Raw genomic sequence first — 16,399 nt, 5'->3', positions numbered from 1 at the left:
GAAGCCAGCAATAACGCGACTTCCGGCGTAGTCGTTTTTTATCGGCGCCTCTGGCATAATAGCGCGCCTGAATTGATCCGATTGTTCAGAATTCCGTCAATTTCCGGGCAGACGGCCTGAGCAGTCACTAAGACATCCCGAGGGCGAGGTCGAAGTGAGCAACACTTATAATGATCTGAGTACAGCACGACTGGTAGAACAGGCACTGGCGCGTAATGAAGGCCAGCTGGCATCCAACGGTTCGCTGGTCGTAGAAACTGGTCATCGCACCGGTCGATCCCCCATGGATCGTTACATCGTCGAAGAGCCAAGTACCTCTGACGACATCCACTGGGGGCCGATCAACCGCCCGTTCGACGCCGATAAATTCGACGCCCTGTGGGAACGCGTAGAGGCCTACATTGCTGAAAAAGACAGCTTTGTTTCCCTGGTGCACGTAGGTTCCGACCCTGAGCACTACCTTCCGGTGAAAATGACCACCGAGACCGCCTGGCAAAACCTGTTCGGCCGCAACCTGTTCATTCGCCCGGAAAACTACAACCAGGCAGACAAGCAGGAATGGCAGATTCTCAACGCTGCCAATTTTGAATGCGTACCTGAGCGCGATGGCACCAACAGCGATGGCTGCGTCATCATCAACTTTGCCCGCCGCAGAGTGCTTCTGGCAGGCATGCACTACGCCGGTGAGATGAAAAAGGCGATGTTCTCCGTGCAGAACTTCTTGCTGCCGGAAAAAGACGTGCTACCAATGCACTGCTCCGCCAACGTTGGCGAAGATGGCGAAACCTGCTTGTTTTTCGGCCTATCCGGCACTGGTAAAACCACCCTTTCTGCCGACCCGCACCGCTTCCTGATTGGTGACGACGAGCACGGCTGGGGCCCAGGCACTGTCTTCAATATTGAAGGCGGCTGCTATGCCAAGTGCATCGATCTGAGCAAGAAGAACGAGCCTATTATCTGGGACGCGATCCGCTTCGGCGCTATTGTTGAAAACGTAACAATTGATCCGGAAACCCGCGAGCCAGACTACACCGACGTTTCCCTGACTGAAAACTCCCGGTGTGCCTACCCGCTCGAGCACATTGAAAAGCGCGTACTCGAAAACCGTGCCGGTGAGCCGACTCACATCGTGTTCCTGACCTGCGACATGACTGGCGTACTGCCACCTGTGTCCATTCTGAGCCGTGAAGGTGCTGCTTATCACTTCCTGAGTGGCTATACAGCACTGGTTGGCTCCACCGAAATGGGCTCATCGTCCGCACTGAAATCCACCTTCTCTACCTGCTTTGGCGCTCCGTTCTTCCCGCGTCCGGCAGGCGTGTACGCTGAGCTTCTGATGAAGCGTATGGATGAGTACGGCAGCAAGGTTTTCCTGGTGAATACTGGCTGGACTGGCGGTGCCTATGGTGAAGGAACACGTTTCAGCATACCGACCACCCGCGCGATCATCAGCGGTATTCAGAATGGCGAGCTGGACAATGTCGAAACTGAGCACCTGCCGACCCTCAACCTGAGCGTACCCAAGCAGGTACCCGGCGTTGACTCTGCATTACTGAACCCGCGCAACACTTGGGCCAGTACAGATGCCTACGACAAGAAGGCAGCGGAACTGATTGGTCAGTTCGTCGAAAACTTCAAGAAATTTGATGTTTCCGATTCCATTGTGGAGGCAGGGCCGAAGCTCTAAGCCTGCCCCTCCCAAAAAAAAGCGCCCTACTGAGAAGCAGGGCGCTTTTTTCGTTTCAAGGCTGGAGCATTTTGCATCCTGCGTTGTTCAGGTTTAGATTCAGGCGTAGAACATCAAAGGCACAAAGGCCACCAGCACCAGCGAAATACCCATAGCAATCAACGGCATAATGATGCGCTCATGGCGCTGATAGAAGGTGCCACCTTCCTGCTGGGCAGCCAGCACTTCGGCTTCTCCCACCACTTGTCGTGTTAACAGGTGGTTAAGCGCCACCGGCGGGCTCAAGTAACCCAACTCAAAAGCCACAAGGGTCACCATCCAGAAGTGAATGGGGTGAATGCCGCTGGAATAGGCAATGGACGCTACGGTGGCAGTCACCAGAATGACCGCACCAAAGGCATCCATAATCATTCCAAGAATGACCAGGATCACAACCATTAACAACATGGCAGACCAGGCACTATCGAACGCCTGAGGGAATGCCTCCATAATCTGAGAACGCTCGATCACGCCACCAATACTGACCGACAGGCCCAACAACAGCAGCAACGCGCCAATTTCCGCCGTTGTATCATTCGTGGCCCCGCGCACACTGCGCTCCAGCCCCTGGTGGTTGATCTCACCCGTCGCACTGCCCTTCTTGTTTTTGAAGCTTACGTGCTCGTATACCAGAATGGACAGCATAATGACCGGCAACAACCGTGGCGCCGAAAACTCATCCATACGCACATCCAGTGCAAAACGGTAGAGCAGAACAACACCCACGATGACCAGTGCGTAAGGAATCAAGGAGCGAAGCGCTTTAAGCGTGGCTGGCAAGGCTTCGGAAACAGGTGCCAGGTTAAATTTACTCTGCCGGTTTACGGTGAGCGCAACCGCGCTGAACATCGCAGCGGTCAGCACAAACACCCAGATACCCCAGCCGAACAGGTCGTCTGTGGTCACTTCCCGGTTCAGGTAAGCAATCACAACAACCAACAGGCAGGGGCGCAACACAACCCCCAGAGAGCCCGACATGGCTGTAGCTGCCAGAGCCAGTTGCCTACGGGCACCGGCCGCTCGCAACTCACTGTATATAACCGCGCCCGCAGCAATAACAAAAATCCCCGATGCACCGGTATAAGCAGTAGGAACAGCGGCGACAAGAACAGCAACCACCGCCAGCATTTCCGGAGGCATACGCCAGGGCCGAAACAAGTTGAATACCAGCGTAGCCAGGCGCGTTTGTTTGAGCATCATGCCAACCCAAACATACAACCCCACATTAAGGAACATGTCCGCTAGCTCGACCATCTTGCCGAGATAGATACCGATGCCTGAGGTGTGTCCAATCAGCGCAAAGTAGCTTCCCGAAATCAGACACATCACCGTATAAAGCGGCACCGCCAGGAATGCTTTGTTCGGTTGCCCGCCGGGAGCCAGACCTGCCGGCACGCGAACCAGTCGGTAAAGGCTGGCCAAGGTAAGGCACGCAAATCCTGCGACCCAAAAGTTATGGAGCAGCAGATCGTCGGATGAAACCGCCGTTTCTGTACCCAAACTGGACTGGCGGAAAATCAGGCTGGACCCCAGCAACATAGCGTTAGCAATCGTTTGGAGCGTCAGAGAAACCGTATAGTCCAAACGGGTTTCCATAGCCCGCATGGCTATGTGGTGGCGCGTAAGTGTAGCTGTGGCAGCACACATCATCACTAGCAAAACCAGAATGTAGCGTTGCGACTCAAGGCCAAAGGCAATCAAATCAGCAACAAACAGCTCCACTGCCCGGTAGGCCTTCACGCCAGGGGTAAGCTTATCCTGCAGACTGTCATAGCTTTGGTAGGCAGCTTTGCAATCGGCAACGGAGCGCTCAATCGCAAGCCGGACGTCCGCAGGGTTTTTCTCCTGGGCGCCCAGCAACATTGCCATGGGGTCGTCGTCGGCTGGCTTTTGAGCAAGCTCTTGCGCCACTGCCGCATCAATATCCCGATCCGCGTTACAGGTTGGCGCAACCGGGTCCATCCGCAGTTTGTAATAGCCACTCCAGAGCTGCTCACCACCGCGCAGCATCTGGTTATGGATATCGCTGCTTGTGGAAAAAAGCACCACAGACAACAAAAGCAGACAGGCAGGTAGTGATGAAAACCACTCCAGACCACTCCGACGAAAACTACCCTTGGTCATAACTCTACACTCTGGAACATTAACAGGTTACAGCAGGCCATCCAGGCTCATGGTTTCAACTTCTTTCTGCTGGTCATCCCAGAAGGTGCCAAGCTGGCCCAAGGGGGTGCGGTGGCCGGTGTTCTCTACCCAAAGGCGGTCGGAGATTGAGACGATGATATTGGTCGCCATGGCATCCACGAAGGCCCACTCTTCATTTGCAGGCTGCTCTTTGAGGGACTCAGCGTGCCGACGTACCACGGACTTCACCATTGCCTCGTCACCCTTGTTGGTGGCAGAAATTGCGTGGAAAACGTGGCTGAGGCGTACACCCGCCTCTTCACCCTTGCGGTCTGCTATGGCAAGCCGCTCGAAGGCATCTTCACCTTCCGGCTGTGCGCCCGGTATCATGGCCCATACCGTTGCTTTCAGCGCCATTGGCGCACCCCACCACTTATCATTCTCAAGACAGCTGGACGCTCTGGCTACAATTGACCCAATGTTCTTGGGAACACCAATAGAAGACGTTGACTGGATCTCAGCATTAAGTGCCTGCAAGCCGGACAACAGCCCGGCAAGGTAAATAAACTCATCAAGATCGTCGTCAAAGTCCGGGCACTCACCGGTCCCGGGTTCTCCGTAATAGGTGTTGTGATGCTGCCACGCCTTGAAGTAGCGTTTGGATGCCAGAGTGTAGGCCCGTTTCTGGCGAATCATAGCGTCTTCCGCGGCATTGCCTTTTCTTTCGTACATGGCTGCCAGTGCGGCCAGTTCATGCTCACGGCCTTGATCTTCTGCGCAGCCACCCGCTGAGAGATAAAGCATTACCGCCAGTTGGTCGGGCTCATCGGTCACTCGGCCGAAGGACATCAGTAGAGGAGCAGTGGCCTCACTCATGGCGCAACCCATGGCTAGATCGCCGCTTTCCATCAAGTAGGGAATCGTGTGCTCCCTGGAAAAGCCCTGCATTACATCGCCAGTGGTTTTGTACATCATGTTGTTAATCACGCCACAGCCTGACAGCAGTGTACCGAGACTCAATGCAACAACAATGCCCTTGCAGCGGGCGAACGAATGCCGAATTGACTGCCCGACAGATAGCGAGCGGGAATGATTCGGGTTGGAGGGTGCTGCTAATGGAATCCCGGTTTGCTTCATGGTTTTTAAACCTTCTTAACGTTTTAAATTATTATTCTGAACGCGCCGTTAGCCGGGCATTATGGCCCACAGCGCCCACTCATTTTGAGACCGGCACCGCAAATGACGCCTATGTACACAGATTTTATGGCCCCTCGGGTTTGCACAAAATGCCGCAAGCCGCTATAGATTCAGGCAGCCGCACTCTCGTTGAGTTGTGACTCCGTTAGATAAAAACAAAAAGGAATTCCCGATGCGCAAACCTGAACTTGCTGCAGCTATCGCCGAACGCACTGGCCTCACTCGAGAAAAAGCCGGCGAAGTGGTTACCACTATTACAGACCAGATCTCGGCGGCGGCTGCTCGCGGAGAAGACACCACCCTTACGGGATTTGGCACCTTTAATATCCGCACCCGTGAGGCACGGGATGGCAGAAACCCTCAAACTGGAGCAACAATCCGTATTCCTGCCAGCAAAACCGTTGGTTTCAAAGCAGGTAAAGCATTCAAAGATGCGCTTCGCTCAAACTGAGAACCATATCGACTGCCAAAGCTGAAACGACCCGCCAGCATTTCATCATGCGGGTCTGTTTCAGGTTGCACGTTAAATCAGGAAGCACACTCGGAACGTGTGGCGTCCACACGACACCGAATAGCCTTCATCAGCTTGATTGCACGCTCGTCGTACACACCATCGTCGACCAGTGACAAACGTACTTTTCGCAGCATTTTGTCGTACTCAGCTGTCACCTCCCTTGGCAAGGTCATCCATACACTTTCCGGCATTTCGGCTTCTGCCTGGGAAATGATGTCATAGGCCTCACCCATGCGCTTGACGGCCTCGTCACGCACCATCTGGCCCGCGCTATCAGGGAAGCGATCGCGGTGGAGGATAATCTGGAAGTTCATATAGGCCAGTGCGTACTTAAGCACGCCGCCGTTTGGCTCAACGCCCTTGTACAATTCCAGTGGCTGATATGCCACAGCAGGGGCGTATGCAATATCAACACTGCCATTATTGAACTTGCCGGCAAAGTTGGCGGAGTTGGAGCCAACAACAGACGCACCCACATGACGAACCATGCGAACCGACGCCTGATCGAAATCCAGCGTTGCAACACGCTTGCCCTGAAGTTTCTCTACGGAATCAATGCTGCGATCACGGGTGTGGAGGTAAATCGCACCAGCCGGGAACACTCCCGCCACTTCATAGGGGCCATCTATCAGCAATGGGCGCGCGTTGGGCTGACTGAGCGTGTTGTACAACAAGCGCATTTCTTCTTGGCCCGGCACAGCACCCATGGCCTCCAGGCTGCCAGTGAATTTGTTGAACTCACGTGCGCGGGTTCCGGTAAGGAACACTGCATCACACTGACCAGCCTTGAAATCTTCTGCAGCAACTTTCTCGTCGGTGTAAGCACTCAGGTTCAGCTTGATACCGTTCTGAAGAGCAATAGGCTGAAAGGTTTTGGTAATGGTGAAAAGTGGGCCGTTGGCGCCAACCGGATCAAATACACAAAAGCTTCGCTCAATGATTTCATCGGCTGCTTTCGGGCTGGTTTGGGCATTACCCACTGAGGGGAGCAAAAAGCTGGCACACAGGGCAGCCGCCAAGGCCACCTTTTGCGGGAAGAATACTGACGTCACGGGATGACTCCTGAATCATTATTGTCCGGCAGCAGTGCTTGCTATCTGAACTGACACGCTGCGCATTTTATTGAAGTCGACATTATGCCGAAAGGCATAAGAATACGTTGGCACAGGCGCCCCTTCTCAAGGGTTTTTAAGCAACATTTTGGATTATGTGATGGCGTCGACAAAGATTGGCGCAAACCCGGGCACTCTTTTCATACCCATCCAGAGACTTCAGGCGCTACGCCAGGCCTCTCGCCCTTCTACCAGCGTAAACCGAACAACGCCCGGCAACGGCCGATCGAGCACGGGCGCGTGGTGACCGGCCGAAATCAGGGTCTGCTTGCTCGGAGTCCAATGCGCATCAGGATCAAATACACACAGATCCGCTACATCATCCTGGCCAATCGTAGCATTGAGCCCGGCCACCGAGGCCGGACCCGAGGTAAGTCCACGAATCAGCTCGGTAAGGGTTAACTCACCTCGCTGCACCAGTTCAAGCCCGAGGGAGAGCAGACTTTCTATGCTGGAAAGACCAGGCTCAGTGTCTGGCAGCGGCGCCTGCTTGGCAGCGCTTTCATGGGGCAGATGCTGACTGACGATGGCATCAATTACGCCTTCGCGAACGCCGGCAACCAGCGCTTTTCGGTCCGCTTCTGAACGCAGCGGCGGGCGCAAATGGAAACGGCTATCAAAGCTCGACAGCGCCTCTTCCGTAAACACAAGCTGATGCATGGCTACATCAGCGGTGACGGCAATACCCCGGCGGCGTGCGTCGGCAACCATTTCAACGCTGCGGCCGCATGAGAGCTGGCTCAAGTGCAGCCTTACGCCGGTTTCTTCAGCCAATAAAAGCATTTCCATTACGGATGCGGTTTCAGCCACTTCCGGAATACCCAGCAAGCCCAAACGAGCTGACACCAGACCATCATGGGCGTAGCCATCTGCGGCCAGGGACTGATTCTCCGGGCGCAACATCACAATCAAACCAAAAGTCTGGGCATAGGCCATGCAGCGGCGCAGCACCCGGGCATTGCGCACACCGCGGGAACCGTTACCCACCGCAATACAGCCAGCGGCGGTCAGGCCCGACATATCGCTGAGCATTTCCCCATCAAGCCCACGGGTCAGAGCGCCCACAGGCAACACCCGAATCGGCGAGCTGACATAAGCGCCATCCCGAATCAGGTGAGTCACGGCCCGGGAGTCGTTAACCGGGGACGTTTCGGGAGACACGTATACGGTGGTGAAGCCGCCCCGTGCCGCGGCACGGGTCTCGGACACCATGTTGCCTTTCTGGCCATTGCCCGGCTCACGCAGGTTGCAGTACAGATCAACAAAGCCCGGTGAAATCACGCAGCCTTTGGCATCAAATAATTGGTCTGCGTCGGCTTTTTCGGCCGCTTCGCCAATGGCCGCAATGCGCCCGTTCCGGATCAACAGGGCAGAATTTGGTGTTTCACCGCCATGGCCATCCAGCAGTCGGCCGCCAGTAATTTTCAGGCTGGCACCGGAGAGTTGGTCGTTTCCGCTCATGCCAGGCCTCTCTCATTCATTTCGTTCAGTTTCTGCTGTCGTTCAGCCATCTGCCCACCCATAGCCATGGACATAACAGCCATGCGGATGGCGATTCCATTGGTAACCTGGTTAAGAATGACCGACTGCGGGCCATCCGCCACCGAGGATTCAATTTCGACGCCACGATTAATCGGGCCTGGGTGCATGACAATGCACTCGGGATGCGCCATCGCCAGCTTCTCCTGACTCAAGCCGTAGAGCCGGTAAAACTCACGCTCGCTGGGCAGCAAAGCGCCTTCCATTCGTTCTTTCTGAAGGCGCAGCATGATCACCACGTCCAGATCCTTCATGCCCTTGGCCATGTCGTATTCCACTTTGCAGCCGAGGCTTTCCACATCTTTTGGCAACAGGGTTCCAGGGGCAATAACCCGTATCTGCTCGGCGCCCAGCTCGTTCAGCGCACGGATTTGGGAGCGCGCTACCCGCGAGTGCAGAATGTCACCCACTATGGCCACTTTAAGACCCTCAAAACGGCCTTTGTGCTGACGAATGGTCAGCATATCGAGCATGGCTTGGGTTGGGTGTGCGTGGCGACCGTCGCCAGCGTTGATGATGGCGACGCCGGGAGTCACACTTTCAGCAATAAAGTGCGGCGCTCCGCTTTGGGCATGGCGCACAACAAACATATCGCTGGCCATGGCCTCAAGGTTGAGAAGCGTGTCTGAAAGCGACTCGCCCTTGGACGTTGCGGAGGTGTTTATGTCGAGGTTGAGTACGTCGGCAGAAAGCCGTTTGGCAGCAAGCTCAAAGGTACTACGAGTGCGGGTGCTAGCCTCAAAGAACAGGTTGACCACAGTTCGGCCTCGCAGAAGAGGCACTTTTTTGATGCTTCGCTCACCCACTTCGATAAAAGAATCTGCCGTATCCAGAATATCGGTCAGCAGCTCCCTGTTCAGCCCGTCCAGAGTCAGAAAATGCCGCAACTGGCCATCCCGGGTGAGCTGCAAGTGGTTGGGGGAAGCTGCGTTTGCGGTCATGGAGTGCCTGCTATCGGGTTCGGGGGTTTACTGTTCGGCTGCTTGAATTTCTATCCGGAGTGGATCCGGGCCTCGAAGTTTTATGCGCTGGGTCGCATCCAGCGTCAGCGATTGCCCGGCCACATCGGGCTGGATGGGCAGTTCACGGGCACCGAGATCAATCAGCGTGGCGAGTATGATACTGGCTGGGCGGCCATAATCGAACAGTTCATTCATCGCCGCACGTATTGTGCGGCCACTCATAATAACGTCGTCGATCAATATAATATCCCGATCTTCGGTATCAAACGGCAGGCTTGAGGGTGTGACCTTGGGATTCAGCCCAATCCGGCTGAAGTCATCCCGGTAGAATGAAATATCCAGCTCACCGAACGGCTCTTCGATTCCCAGGCGCTTGCCAATGATATCGGCCACCCATACGCCGCCGGTACGGATGCCAATGAGTACTGGCGACTTGATACCTCGCTCTTCAAGCAGATTACGCAGCCCCGCCTCCAACTTGTCCAGAAGCTGGTCTACATCAAGCAATGCGCTCATTAAATCCTCACTTTATTATTCTGTTTGCAGCCGACACCAGGTTTCCAGTATCAGCACCGCTGCGCGATCGTCTACACCGTGACGACCATAATCCCGACTACCACCGGCAGCCATTACCTGACCTTTCGCTTCGTAACTGGTCAGGCGTTCATCGACCATTTCTATCGGAACATGGAAGCGCCCGTGCAGGCGTTTACCAAACTTTCGGGCGCGGCCACACATGTCATTTTCGCTGCCATCCATGTTCAGGGGCAGGCCCACCAGCACCAGATCCGGCTGCCACTCCACCAACAGCTTTTCGAGCTGAGCCCAATCCGGGGTTCCGTTGTCGGCAGGGATCATGGTCAGGGGCTGGCCTGTACCGATCATCTCCTGCCCCATAGCCACGCCAATACGGCGGAGACCAAAATCGAATGCCATCACACTGCGCTGTCCGCGTTCAGGCATGCCCCACCGTCTCACTGAGCTGATTAATATCTATCCCTATCAGGGCAAGAACAGCCTTATAGCGGTCAGCCCACGGTGTCCTGAACAGAATATCGGTGGTGGCAGGGCAGGTTAGCCAGGAATTGCTGCCCAACTCCTCCTCCAGTTGTCCTTCGCCCCATCCTGAGTAACCGAGAGCCATCAAAAACTCTTCCGGACCTTCGTTGAGTCCAATGCCGGCCAGTATATCGCGGGAGGTTGTCAGCATCACGTCGTCGGCGACCTTGGCGGTACTCTGCCAGTCTGCTCCGGGGGAGTGCAGCACGAATCCTCGCTCTTGCTCCACCGGCCCCCCGCTGAACACAGGCAAATCAAGCTCGCCACCCTGAAGATCAAGCTGTTCGAGAATCTCCCCCAAATGAATATCCAGAGGCTGGTTGACCATCAACCCCAAGGCGCCGTCACTGGAGTGCTCGCAAAGGTAGATAACAGCGCCGTGAAAGCGAGGATCCGCAAGATAGGGCGATGCCACCAGAAAGTGATGTCGCAAGCTGTGAGGAGAATGCTTAGATGCCGTCATCCAGATGTCAGCCCCCTTTGCTGGAAAGACCAGGTGCGTATGATTTCCAGTTCATCCACGTCTTTTCGCATATCGTCAGGAAAAGGCGCGAAGGGCGCGGCCATCCTGACGATACGAATGGCTGCATCATCCAACAGTGTACTGCCCGACGATTGCAGAATAGCCACTTCCTTGATTGTGCCATCTTTCTGCATGGATACCAGCATTCGCAGGGTGCCATAAACGCCGGCGCGCCGGGCTTCGGTGGGATAGTTGATATTGCCAACCCGCGTAACCTTGCTTACCCAGTTCTGCACGTACCATGCGTTGCTGGACTTCAGAGTAGAAGCTGCGGTCACCCGCATCACTCTGGGTTTGCGGGCATAGGCCTGCTGCTGGGCATCAAAGCGGGCTTCCAGACTGGCAATCTCCAGACTACGCTCCATCAGGCTTTTCTTTTCTTTAACCGGCAACGGCTCGTCTTCTGGCTCAGCGCGCTGCTCAGGCTGCTGAACCTGCTGAGTCGATCGCCCCTCCGTTTGCACTACCGCGCGCTCCTGTCGGCGAACAGGCTCCACCTGGGCCAGGGGTTCCGGCTGCACCTGAGCCACTTCCGGCTGGCTGATTTCCGCAGGTTGCGGCGAGGTCATCTCCCTGGGCTCATCTTCCGTGCCACTGCCCTGCTGGTTGGTCTGCGCCAAAAAATCTGCCTTTTCCGGCGCCTGCTCATCATCAAACTGCGACAGGGTGATTTCCATTGTCTGGGCAGAAGAGCGCGGAGACTCCGGGGCAAAGGTAATTCCCAACACCACAACTGCATGCACCACCAGCGCCATAAACAGCGTGAAGGAAAACCTGTCAAAATCGCTTACCTGCACCGCCATGACTAAACCCGTTCCCGTAGTTGACCCATAATACTCACGTCAGCCCCGGTTAAGACGCTTCGCAATGGCATCAATCAACATTCCGCCAATATCTGTCCCGAAGGTGTCATCCAGCTCCCGGATGCAGGTGGGGCTGGTGACGTTGATTTCGGTAAGGTAATCACCGATCACATCCAGGCCTACAAACATCAAACCTTTTTCTTTGATTACCGGCGCCACCCGCGCACAGATCTCACGGTCACGGTCCGTTAGCTCACGACCCTCGCCCCGACCACCGGCCGCAAGATTTCCGCGATTTTCACCTTGCGATGGAATTCGTGCAAGGGAGTATGGCACCGCCTCACCTTCAATCATCAGAATGCGCTTATCGCCGTTGCTGATTTCAGGAATGAACTTCTGGGCCATAGCCTGGCGCGCACCATAATTGGTCAGGGTTTCAATAATCACACCCAGGTTAAAGTCGTTTTCCTTAATGCGGAAAATGGAATGGCCACCCATACCGTTCACCGGCTTCATAATAATGTCGCCGTGCTGCGCATAAAATTCCCGGAAACGCTTCGACGACCGGCTGACCAGCAGAGGCGGCGTAAGATCTTCAAACTGTGTAGCAAACAGCTTCTCATTGCAGTCCCGCAAGGTGGCAGCCGGATTAACCACCAGCGCGCCTTGTTGCTCGGCGGACCCAAGAATATAGGTAGCCATCAGGAATTCATCATCGACCGGCGGATCTTTGCGCATCAGGATCACATCAAGATCCCCCAGGGGCAGATCCCGCGCAGGGCCATAGCTGAACCAGTCTTCGGGATCCTTGCGCACCGTCAGGCTGCGCATTTGGGCCATGGCCTTGCCACCATCCAGATAAAGGTCAGGTAGCTCCATGTATTCGATTTCCCAGCCGCGGTTTTGCGCAGCCAGCAACATCGCCAATGAACTGTCTTTTTTGAAATGGATATCCTCGATGGGATCCATCACAATTCCAAGTCGAACGGTCATAGTGTCTCTGGCGCTCCTGAGGGGTGAAAAACACGAACCGGTATGCAGAGTAAACCGGGTAATAAGTGCTATGCTGAGAAATCAGATGGTATTGTACCCGAGCCTTGAATGCATCCGGAGAAATCCTGGGTAAATTACGTGATGTTGCAGGCAAAAGTACATTTGGACACAAAGTAATACTTTTTATCAGGCCACTGATAATCTATAAATGAACAGGGTTTATAGAAGAACCTTAAGGTTTATGCTAAAAAGCCCCCGTTTAAAACAATGACAGTCGCTGAGCGCAAGGCACCTGGACAATGGATGACAACTTCGAGAACTTGAAGATCATGGTGATCGACGATAGCAAAACCATCCGTCGCACCGCAGAAACCCTCCTGAAGAAGGTAGGCTGTGAGGTTATCACCGCGACAGACGGTTTTGACGCTTTGGCTAAAATTGCCGACTCACAACCCGATATCATCTTTGTGGATATCATGATGCCCCGCCTGGACGGCTACCAGACCTGCGCGCTCATCAAAAATAATTCCTCATTCAAGAAGACGCCGGTCATCATGCTATCAAGCAAAGACGGGCTTTTTGACAAGGCCAAGGGTCGCATCGTCGGCTCTGACCAGTACCTGACCAAACCGTTCAGCAAGGATGAGCTGCTCAATACCATTCGCCACTATGTACCTGTGGCACCACAGTAAACCCTGCTGACATATAAAGAACCATCGAGGAACCAATGGCTCGCATTCTGATTGTTGACGATTCTCCTACCGAGGTTAAAAAAATCTCCACCATTCTGGAAAAGCACAAGCACGAAGTGCTTACTGCCGATAACGGCGCAGATGGTGTTGCCAAGGCCCGTGCCGAAACCCCGGATCTGGTACTCATGGATGTGGTTATGCCTGGCCTCAATGGCTTTCAGGCAACCCGCCAGCTTACCCGGGCTCCCGAAACGGCTTCCATTCCGGTGATTATTGTCACCACGAAGGATCAGGAAACTGACCGTGTTTGGGGTACCCGTCAGGGCGCCAAAGGCTACCTGGTCAAGCCGGTAAACGAAGACGACCTGATCAACACAATCAACAGTTTGATTGGCTGATCCCAACTTCGGAGAAAGCATGTCCGCACAGGCCGCCCCCTTTGCCGTACTGACGGATATCGCCCGACGCAGCCGATCCATGGCCGCCGGTCTGCCCGAACAGCAAGAAGCCGTTGAACTTTGGAACGGCATCGGCTTTGTTCTTGCAGGCGAGCGCTATGTGGCTCCCATGGGTGAGGTCACTGAAATACTGCACGTTCCCCGGTTTACACATATCCCGGGCGTACGGCCGTTTCTGATGGGCGCTGCCAACGTGCGCGGTCGCCTCCTCCCCCTGGTTGATCTAGCCGGCTTCTTTGACATCCCCCGCTCATCCCGCAGTCAGCGAGAACGGCGGGTGCTTGTGATTGAGCAAGGCGACATCTTCAGTGGCCTGGTGGTCGATTCCGTGTTGGGCATGCAGTACTTTGCAACCGATAGTTTCAAGGCAGCACCCCCGGGTGTGCCTGAAAGCGTTCAACCGTTTGTCGCAGGCGGATATGAACGAAACGAAGAAGTCTGGAAAGTGTTTTCCGCAGTCGACCTGCTCGAAGACGAACGCTTTCTTGACGTCGCGCAGTGGTAAGGGTGATGACAGTGGCAGGAAAAACACCCTGACTGCCTGAAACCTCATTAAAACAACTTGCCAAATTCCAGAAGAGGCCGGGAGCCAGAAAATGAAAAACAGAGCCGGAAGAATCGGTACGGGTCAGGGGGGCAACAAACTTGTTGCCGGCCTGATTACCTCGCTGATCGCACTCACTGTCCTGCTCGTTGTGGTCCTGTTTATCATCAACAGGGACAGCCAGAACGACCAGGAATACATTGCCAACGCAGCTGAACTCAGGGTGTTGTCGCAGGAAATCGCGAAAAACGCGACTGAAGCCGCCGGCGGTACCGCCGAGGCGTTCAACCAGTTGCGCCGTTCCCGCGATGAGTTCCAGCAGCTCTGGTCTAACGTGACCGAAGGCAACCCCGAAACCGGCCTGCCTCCCAGTGAATTGGCCCGCGAAAGTGGTGTTCAGCAGCATTGGAACTCGGTACGCGAGAACGCAGACAGCATTCTATCCACCCGGGACGCCGTTCTTGGTCTGCACGAAGTGGCACGCACCCTGAACGAAACCATCCCCCAGCTTCAGGTGGAGTACGACGATATCGTACAAATCTTGCTGGATAGCGGTGCACCAGCCGAACAGATTGCACTGGCTCAGCGCCAGTCATTGCTTGCAGAGCGTATTGTGCGCTCGGTAAACAACGTACTCTCCGGTGACGAAGACGCCGTCATTGCCGCTGACCGCTTTGGTCGCGACGCGAGCCTGTTTGGCCGCGTACTCGACGGGCAGCTAAACGGCAACCCGGCGATGGGCACTACCAAGGTTGATGATGAAGACGCGATCTACGGCCTTGAGGCAGTTGATGAGCTGTTCGAATTTGTCGCCCAGAACGTAGACGCTATCCTTGAAGCCTCTCCCGACCTCTTCAAGGTACGTAACTCTGCCAGCGACATCTTCCAGAACTCCGAGATTCTGCTGTCTGAACTGTCTGTTCTTGCCGAAAGCTTCCGCGCCCAGAGTGGCTCACGGCTGGTAAGCCCAACTCTGGCCTTTATTATCCTGGCCGCCATGGTCGCCATGGTTGTGTTCATCGGCCTCGCCCTGTACCGGGAAGCCCAAACGCGGCTATCCACTACCCAGGAGCAGAACGAGCAAAACCAGAATGCGATCCTGCGACTGCTGGACGAACTGGCCGATCTGGCTGATGGTGACTTGACCACGGAGGCCACGGTAACCGAGGACTTCACCGGTGCCATCGCTGACTCCATCAACTACGCGATCGACCAGATGCGCGGACTGGTACAAGCAATTCGTGGTACTGCGGTTCGAGTGGCCTCAGCGGCCCAGGAAACCCAGTCTACCGCCATGCACCTGGCCGATGCTTCCGAGCACCAGGCCCAGGAAATTGCCGGTGCATCTGCTGCTGTTAACGAAATGGCTGTCTCTATCGACCAGGTATCTTCCAACGCGGCGGAATCTTCTGCGGTTGCGGAGCGCTCGGTTGCCATCGCCAAGAAAGGCGCAGAAGTGGTACAGAACACCATTCGCGGCATGGACAACATCCGTGAGCAGATCCAGGAAACCTCCAAGCGGATCAAGCGTCTGGGTGAGTCTTCCCAGGAAATCGGTGACATCGTATCCCTGATCAACGACATTGCCGACCAAACCAACATCCTGTCTCTGAACGCTGCTATCCAGGCCTCTATGGCCGGTGACGCGGGTCGAGGCTTTGCGGTAGTTGCGGACGAAGTTCAGCGCCTTGCGGAACGTTCCTCTGCTGCAACCAAGCAGATTGAAGCGCTGGTTAAGACAATCCAGTCTGACACCAACGAAGCCGTTATTTCCATGGAACACACCACCGCCGAAGTGGTACGTGGTGCACGCCTGGCACAGGACGCGGGTATTGCTCTCGAAGAAATCGAGAACGTATCCATGAGCCTTGCAGAACTGATCCAGAACATCTCCAACGCGGCACGCCAGCAGTCGTCTTCTGCGGCACACATTTCCAACACGATGAACGTTATCCAGGAAATCACCTCCCAGACCTCGTCCGGTACCAACGCGACCGCGAAGTCTATCGGGAACCTGGCGGAAATGGCTTCCGAGCTGCGGTCCTCCGTTGCCGGCTTTACGCTGCCCGAGGAAGATATGGCAGGCCACGACGAAGAGGAAGACAGCAACGTTCCGGTGGTGGGCTGATTTACAGCCCGGGGCTAATGGCGGT

The 16,399-nt window shown here is 55.2% G+C and carries 16 protein-coding genes; 6 read left to right on the top strand and 10 right to left on the bottom strand.

What is annotated here, in order from left to right; all coding sequences use genetic code 11:
- Positions 1-154: 154 nt before the first annotated feature.
- The gene (locus AADB16_RS03405) at positions 155-1,687 is read left to right on the top strand and encodes a phosphoenolpyruvate carboxykinase (RefSeq protein ID WP_309045475.1); all 1,533 of its coding nucleotides are present in this window, start codon (positions 155-157) and stop codon (positions 1,685-1,687) included.
- A 99-nt stretch (positions 1,688-1,786) separates the two neighbouring features.
- Here AADB16_RS03405 and AADB16_RS03400 read toward each other — a convergent pair whose 3' ends face one another.
- Positions 1,787-3,850 carry a TRAP transporter large permease subunit gene (locus tag AADB16_RS03400; protein ID WP_410801390.1) on the bottom strand — a complete coding sequence of 688 codons (2,064 nt, stop codon included), beginning with the start codon at positions 3,848-3,850 and terminating at the stop codon, positions 1,787-1,789.
- A gap of 27 nt (positions 3,851-3,877) precedes the next feature.
- Positions 3,878-4,987, bottom strand: a complete 1,110-nt coding sequence (locus tag AADB16_RS03395) for a hypothetical protein (protein WP_410801388.1) — start codon at positions 4,985-4,987, stop codon at positions 3,878-3,880.
- Between the two features lie 232 nt (positions 4,988-5,219).
- Here AADB16_RS03395 and AADB16_RS03390 point away from each other — a divergent pair, with 232 nt between their 5' ends.
- On the top strand, positions 5,220-5,498 hold the full coding sequence (locus AADB16_RS03390; protein WP_410801386.1) for an HU family DNA-binding protein: 279 nt from the start codon (positions 5,220-5,222) through the stop codon (positions 5,496-5,498).
- 77 nt (positions 5,499-5,575) lie between these two features.
- Here AADB16_RS03390 and AADB16_RS03385 read toward each other — a convergent pair whose 3' ends face one another.
- The 8 genes from AADB16_RS03385 to gshB all read right to left on the bottom strand — a co-directional run bounded on the left by AADB16_RS03385 (position 5,576) and on the right by gshB (position 12,552).
- On the bottom strand, positions 5,576-6,613 hold the full coding sequence (locus tag AADB16_RS03385) for a putative solute-binding protein (protein WP_410801384.1): 1,038 nt from the start codon (positions 6,611-6,613) through the stop codon (positions 5,576-5,578).
- 219 nt (positions 6,614-6,832) lie between these two features.
- On the bottom strand, positions 6,833-8,134 hold the full coding sequence (locus AADB16_RS03380; RefSeq protein ID WP_410801382.1) for a dihydroorotase: 1,302 nt from the start codon (positions 8,132-8,134) through the stop codon (positions 6,833-6,835).
- Positions 8,131-9,153, bottom strand: coding sequence for an aspartate carbamoyltransferase catalytic subunit (locus AADB16_RS03375; protein ID WP_410801381.1), 1,023 nt, complete (start codon positions 9,151-9,153; stop codon positions 8,131-8,133). Before AADB16_RS03375 ends, AADB16_RS03380 begins: the two co-directional genes overlap by 4 nt.
- A 27-nt stretch (positions 9,154-9,180) precedes the next feature.
- Complete coding sequence (gene pyrR, locus AADB16_RS03370; RefSeq protein WP_309045481.1) at positions 9,181-9,690, bottom strand: bifunctional pyr operon transcriptional regulator/uracil phosphoribosyltransferase PyrR; 510 nt, start codon at positions 9,688-9,690, stop codon at positions 9,181-9,183.
- Positions 9,691-9,705: 15 nt separating this feature from the next.
- Positions 9,706-10,137 (bottom strand): Holliday junction resolvase RuvX, encoded by a 432-nt coding sequence (gene ruvX, locus AADB16_RS03365; RefSeq protein WP_309045482.1) that lies wholly within the window; start codon positions 10,135-10,137, stop codon positions 9,706-9,708.
- A complete protein-coding gene (locus tag AADB16_RS03360; RefSeq protein ID WP_309045483.1) occupies positions 10,130-10,696 on the bottom strand; it encodes a YqgE/AlgH family protein in 567 nt (188 codons plus the stop codon). The genes ruvX and AADB16_RS03360 overlap by 8 nt, the downstream gene beginning before the upstream one ends.
- Entirely contained in the window at positions 10,693-11,559 is an 867-nt protein-coding gene (locus AADB16_RS03355; RefSeq protein WP_309045484.1) for an energy transducer TonB, read from the bottom strand. Before AADB16_RS03355 ends, AADB16_RS03360 begins: the two co-directional genes overlap by 4 nt.
- A gap of 39 nt (positions 11,560-11,598) precedes the next feature.
- The gene (gshB, locus tag AADB16_RS03350) at positions 11,599-12,552 is read right to left on the bottom strand and encodes a glutathione synthase (protein WP_410801379.1); all 954 of its coding nucleotides are present in this window, start codon (positions 12,550-12,552) and stop codon (positions 11,599-11,601) included.
- A gap of 299 nt (positions 12,553-12,851) precedes the next feature.
- Here gshB and pilG point away from each other — a divergent pair, with 299 nt between their 5' ends.
- The 4 genes from pilG (at position 12,852) to AADB16_RS03330 (ending at position 16,374) form a co-directional block, all read left to right on the top strand.
- Positions 12,852-13,244, top strand: coding sequence for a twitching motility response regulator PilG (gene pilG, locus AADB16_RS03345; RefSeq protein ID WP_100637866.1), 393 nt, complete (start codon positions 12,852-12,854; stop codon positions 13,242-13,244).
- Positions 13,245-13,279: 35 nt separating this feature from the next.
- Positions 13,280-13,642, top strand: a complete 363-nt coding sequence (gene pilH, locus AADB16_RS03340; protein WP_298451969.1) for a twitching motility response regulator PilH — start codon at positions 13,280-13,282, stop codon at positions 13,640-13,642.
- Positions 13,643-13,661: 19 nt separating this feature from the next.
- Positions 13,662-14,207, top strand: coding sequence for a chemotaxis protein CheW (locus AADB16_RS03335; protein WP_410801377.1), 546 nt, complete (start codon positions 13,662-13,664; stop codon positions 14,205-14,207).
- A gap of 91 nt (positions 14,208-14,298) precedes the next feature.
- Positions 14,299-16,374 carry a methyl-accepting chemotaxis protein gene (locus AADB16_RS03330; protein ID WP_309045486.1) on the top strand — a complete coding sequence of 692 codons (2,076 nt, stop codon included), beginning with the start codon at positions 14,299-14,301 and terminating at the stop codon, positions 16,372-16,374.
- Positions 16,375-16,399 lie beyond the last annotated feature (25 nt).

It is taken from the genome of Marinobacter sp. KMM 10035, assembly GCF_046537445.1.
In the GTDB taxonomy this organism is placed as follows: Bacteria; Pseudomonadota; Gammaproteobacteria; order Pseudomonadales; family Oleiphilaceae; genus Marinobacter; species Marinobacter sediminicola.
The sequence above is the reverse complement of the archived record's forward strand: the minus strand, read 5'-3'. Positions and strand labels throughout refer to the sequence as shown.

What these genes read in the sequence shown, in the direction of transcription:
- pyrR (WP_309045481.1), bottom strand. Translation starts at nt 9,690, where the DNA reads ATGAGCGCATTGCTTGATGTAGACCAGCTTCTGGACAAGTTGGAGGCG.
- AADB16_RS03380 (WP_410801382.1), bottom strand. Translation starts at nt 8,134, where the DNA reads ATGAGCGGAAACGACCAACTCTCCGGTGCCAGCCTGAAAATTACTGGC.
- ruvX (WP_309045482.1), bottom strand. Translation starts at nt 10,137, where the DNA reads ATGCCTGAACGCGGACAGCGCAGTGTGATGGCATTCGATTTTGGTCTC.
- AADB16_RS03375 (WP_410801381.1), bottom strand. Translation starts at nt 9,153, where the DNA reads ATGACCGCAAACGCAGCTTCCCCCAACCACTTGCAGCTCACCCGGGAT.
- pilG (WP_100637866.1), top strand. Translation starts at nt 12,852, where the DNA reads ATGGATGACAACTTCGAGAACTTGAAGATCATGGTGATCGACGATAGC.
- AADB16_RS03395 (WP_410801388.1), bottom strand. Translation starts at nt 4,987, where the DNA reads ATGAAGCAAACCGGGATTCCATTAGCAGCACCCTCCAACCCGAATCAT.
- pilH (WP_298451969.1), top strand. Translation starts at nt 13,280, where the DNA reads ATGGCTCGCATTCTGATTGTTGACGATTCTCCTACCGAGGTTAAAAAA.
- AADB16_RS03390 (WP_410801386.1), top strand. Translation starts at nt 5,220, where the DNA reads ATGCGCAAACCTGAACTTGCTGCAGCTATCGCCGAACGCACTGGCCTC.
- gshB (WP_410801379.1), bottom strand. Translation starts at nt 12,552, where the DNA reads ATGACCGTTCGACTTGGAATTGTGATGGATCCCATCGAGGATATCCAT.
- AADB16_RS03335 (WP_410801377.1), top strand. Translation starts at nt 13,662, where the DNA reads ATGTCCGCACAGGCCGCCCCCTTTGCCGTACTGACGGATATCGCCCGA.
- AADB16_RS03400 (WP_410801390.1), bottom strand. Translation starts at nt 3,850, where the DNA reads ATGACCAAGGGTAGTTTTCGTCGGAGTGGTCTGGAGTGGTTTTCATCA.
- AADB16_RS03330 (WP_309045486.1), top strand. Translation starts at nt 14,299, where the DNA reads ATGAAAAACAGAGCCGGAAGAATCGGTACGGGTCAGGGGGGCAACAAA.
- AADB16_RS03355 (WP_309045484.1), bottom strand. Translation starts at nt 11,559, where the DNA reads ATGGCGGTGCAGGTAAGCGATTTTGACAGGTTTTCCTTCACGCTGTTT.
- AADB16_RS03360 (WP_309045483.1), bottom strand. Translation starts at nt 10,696, where the DNA reads ATGACGGCATCTAAGCATTCTCCTCACAGCTTGCGACATCACTTTCTG.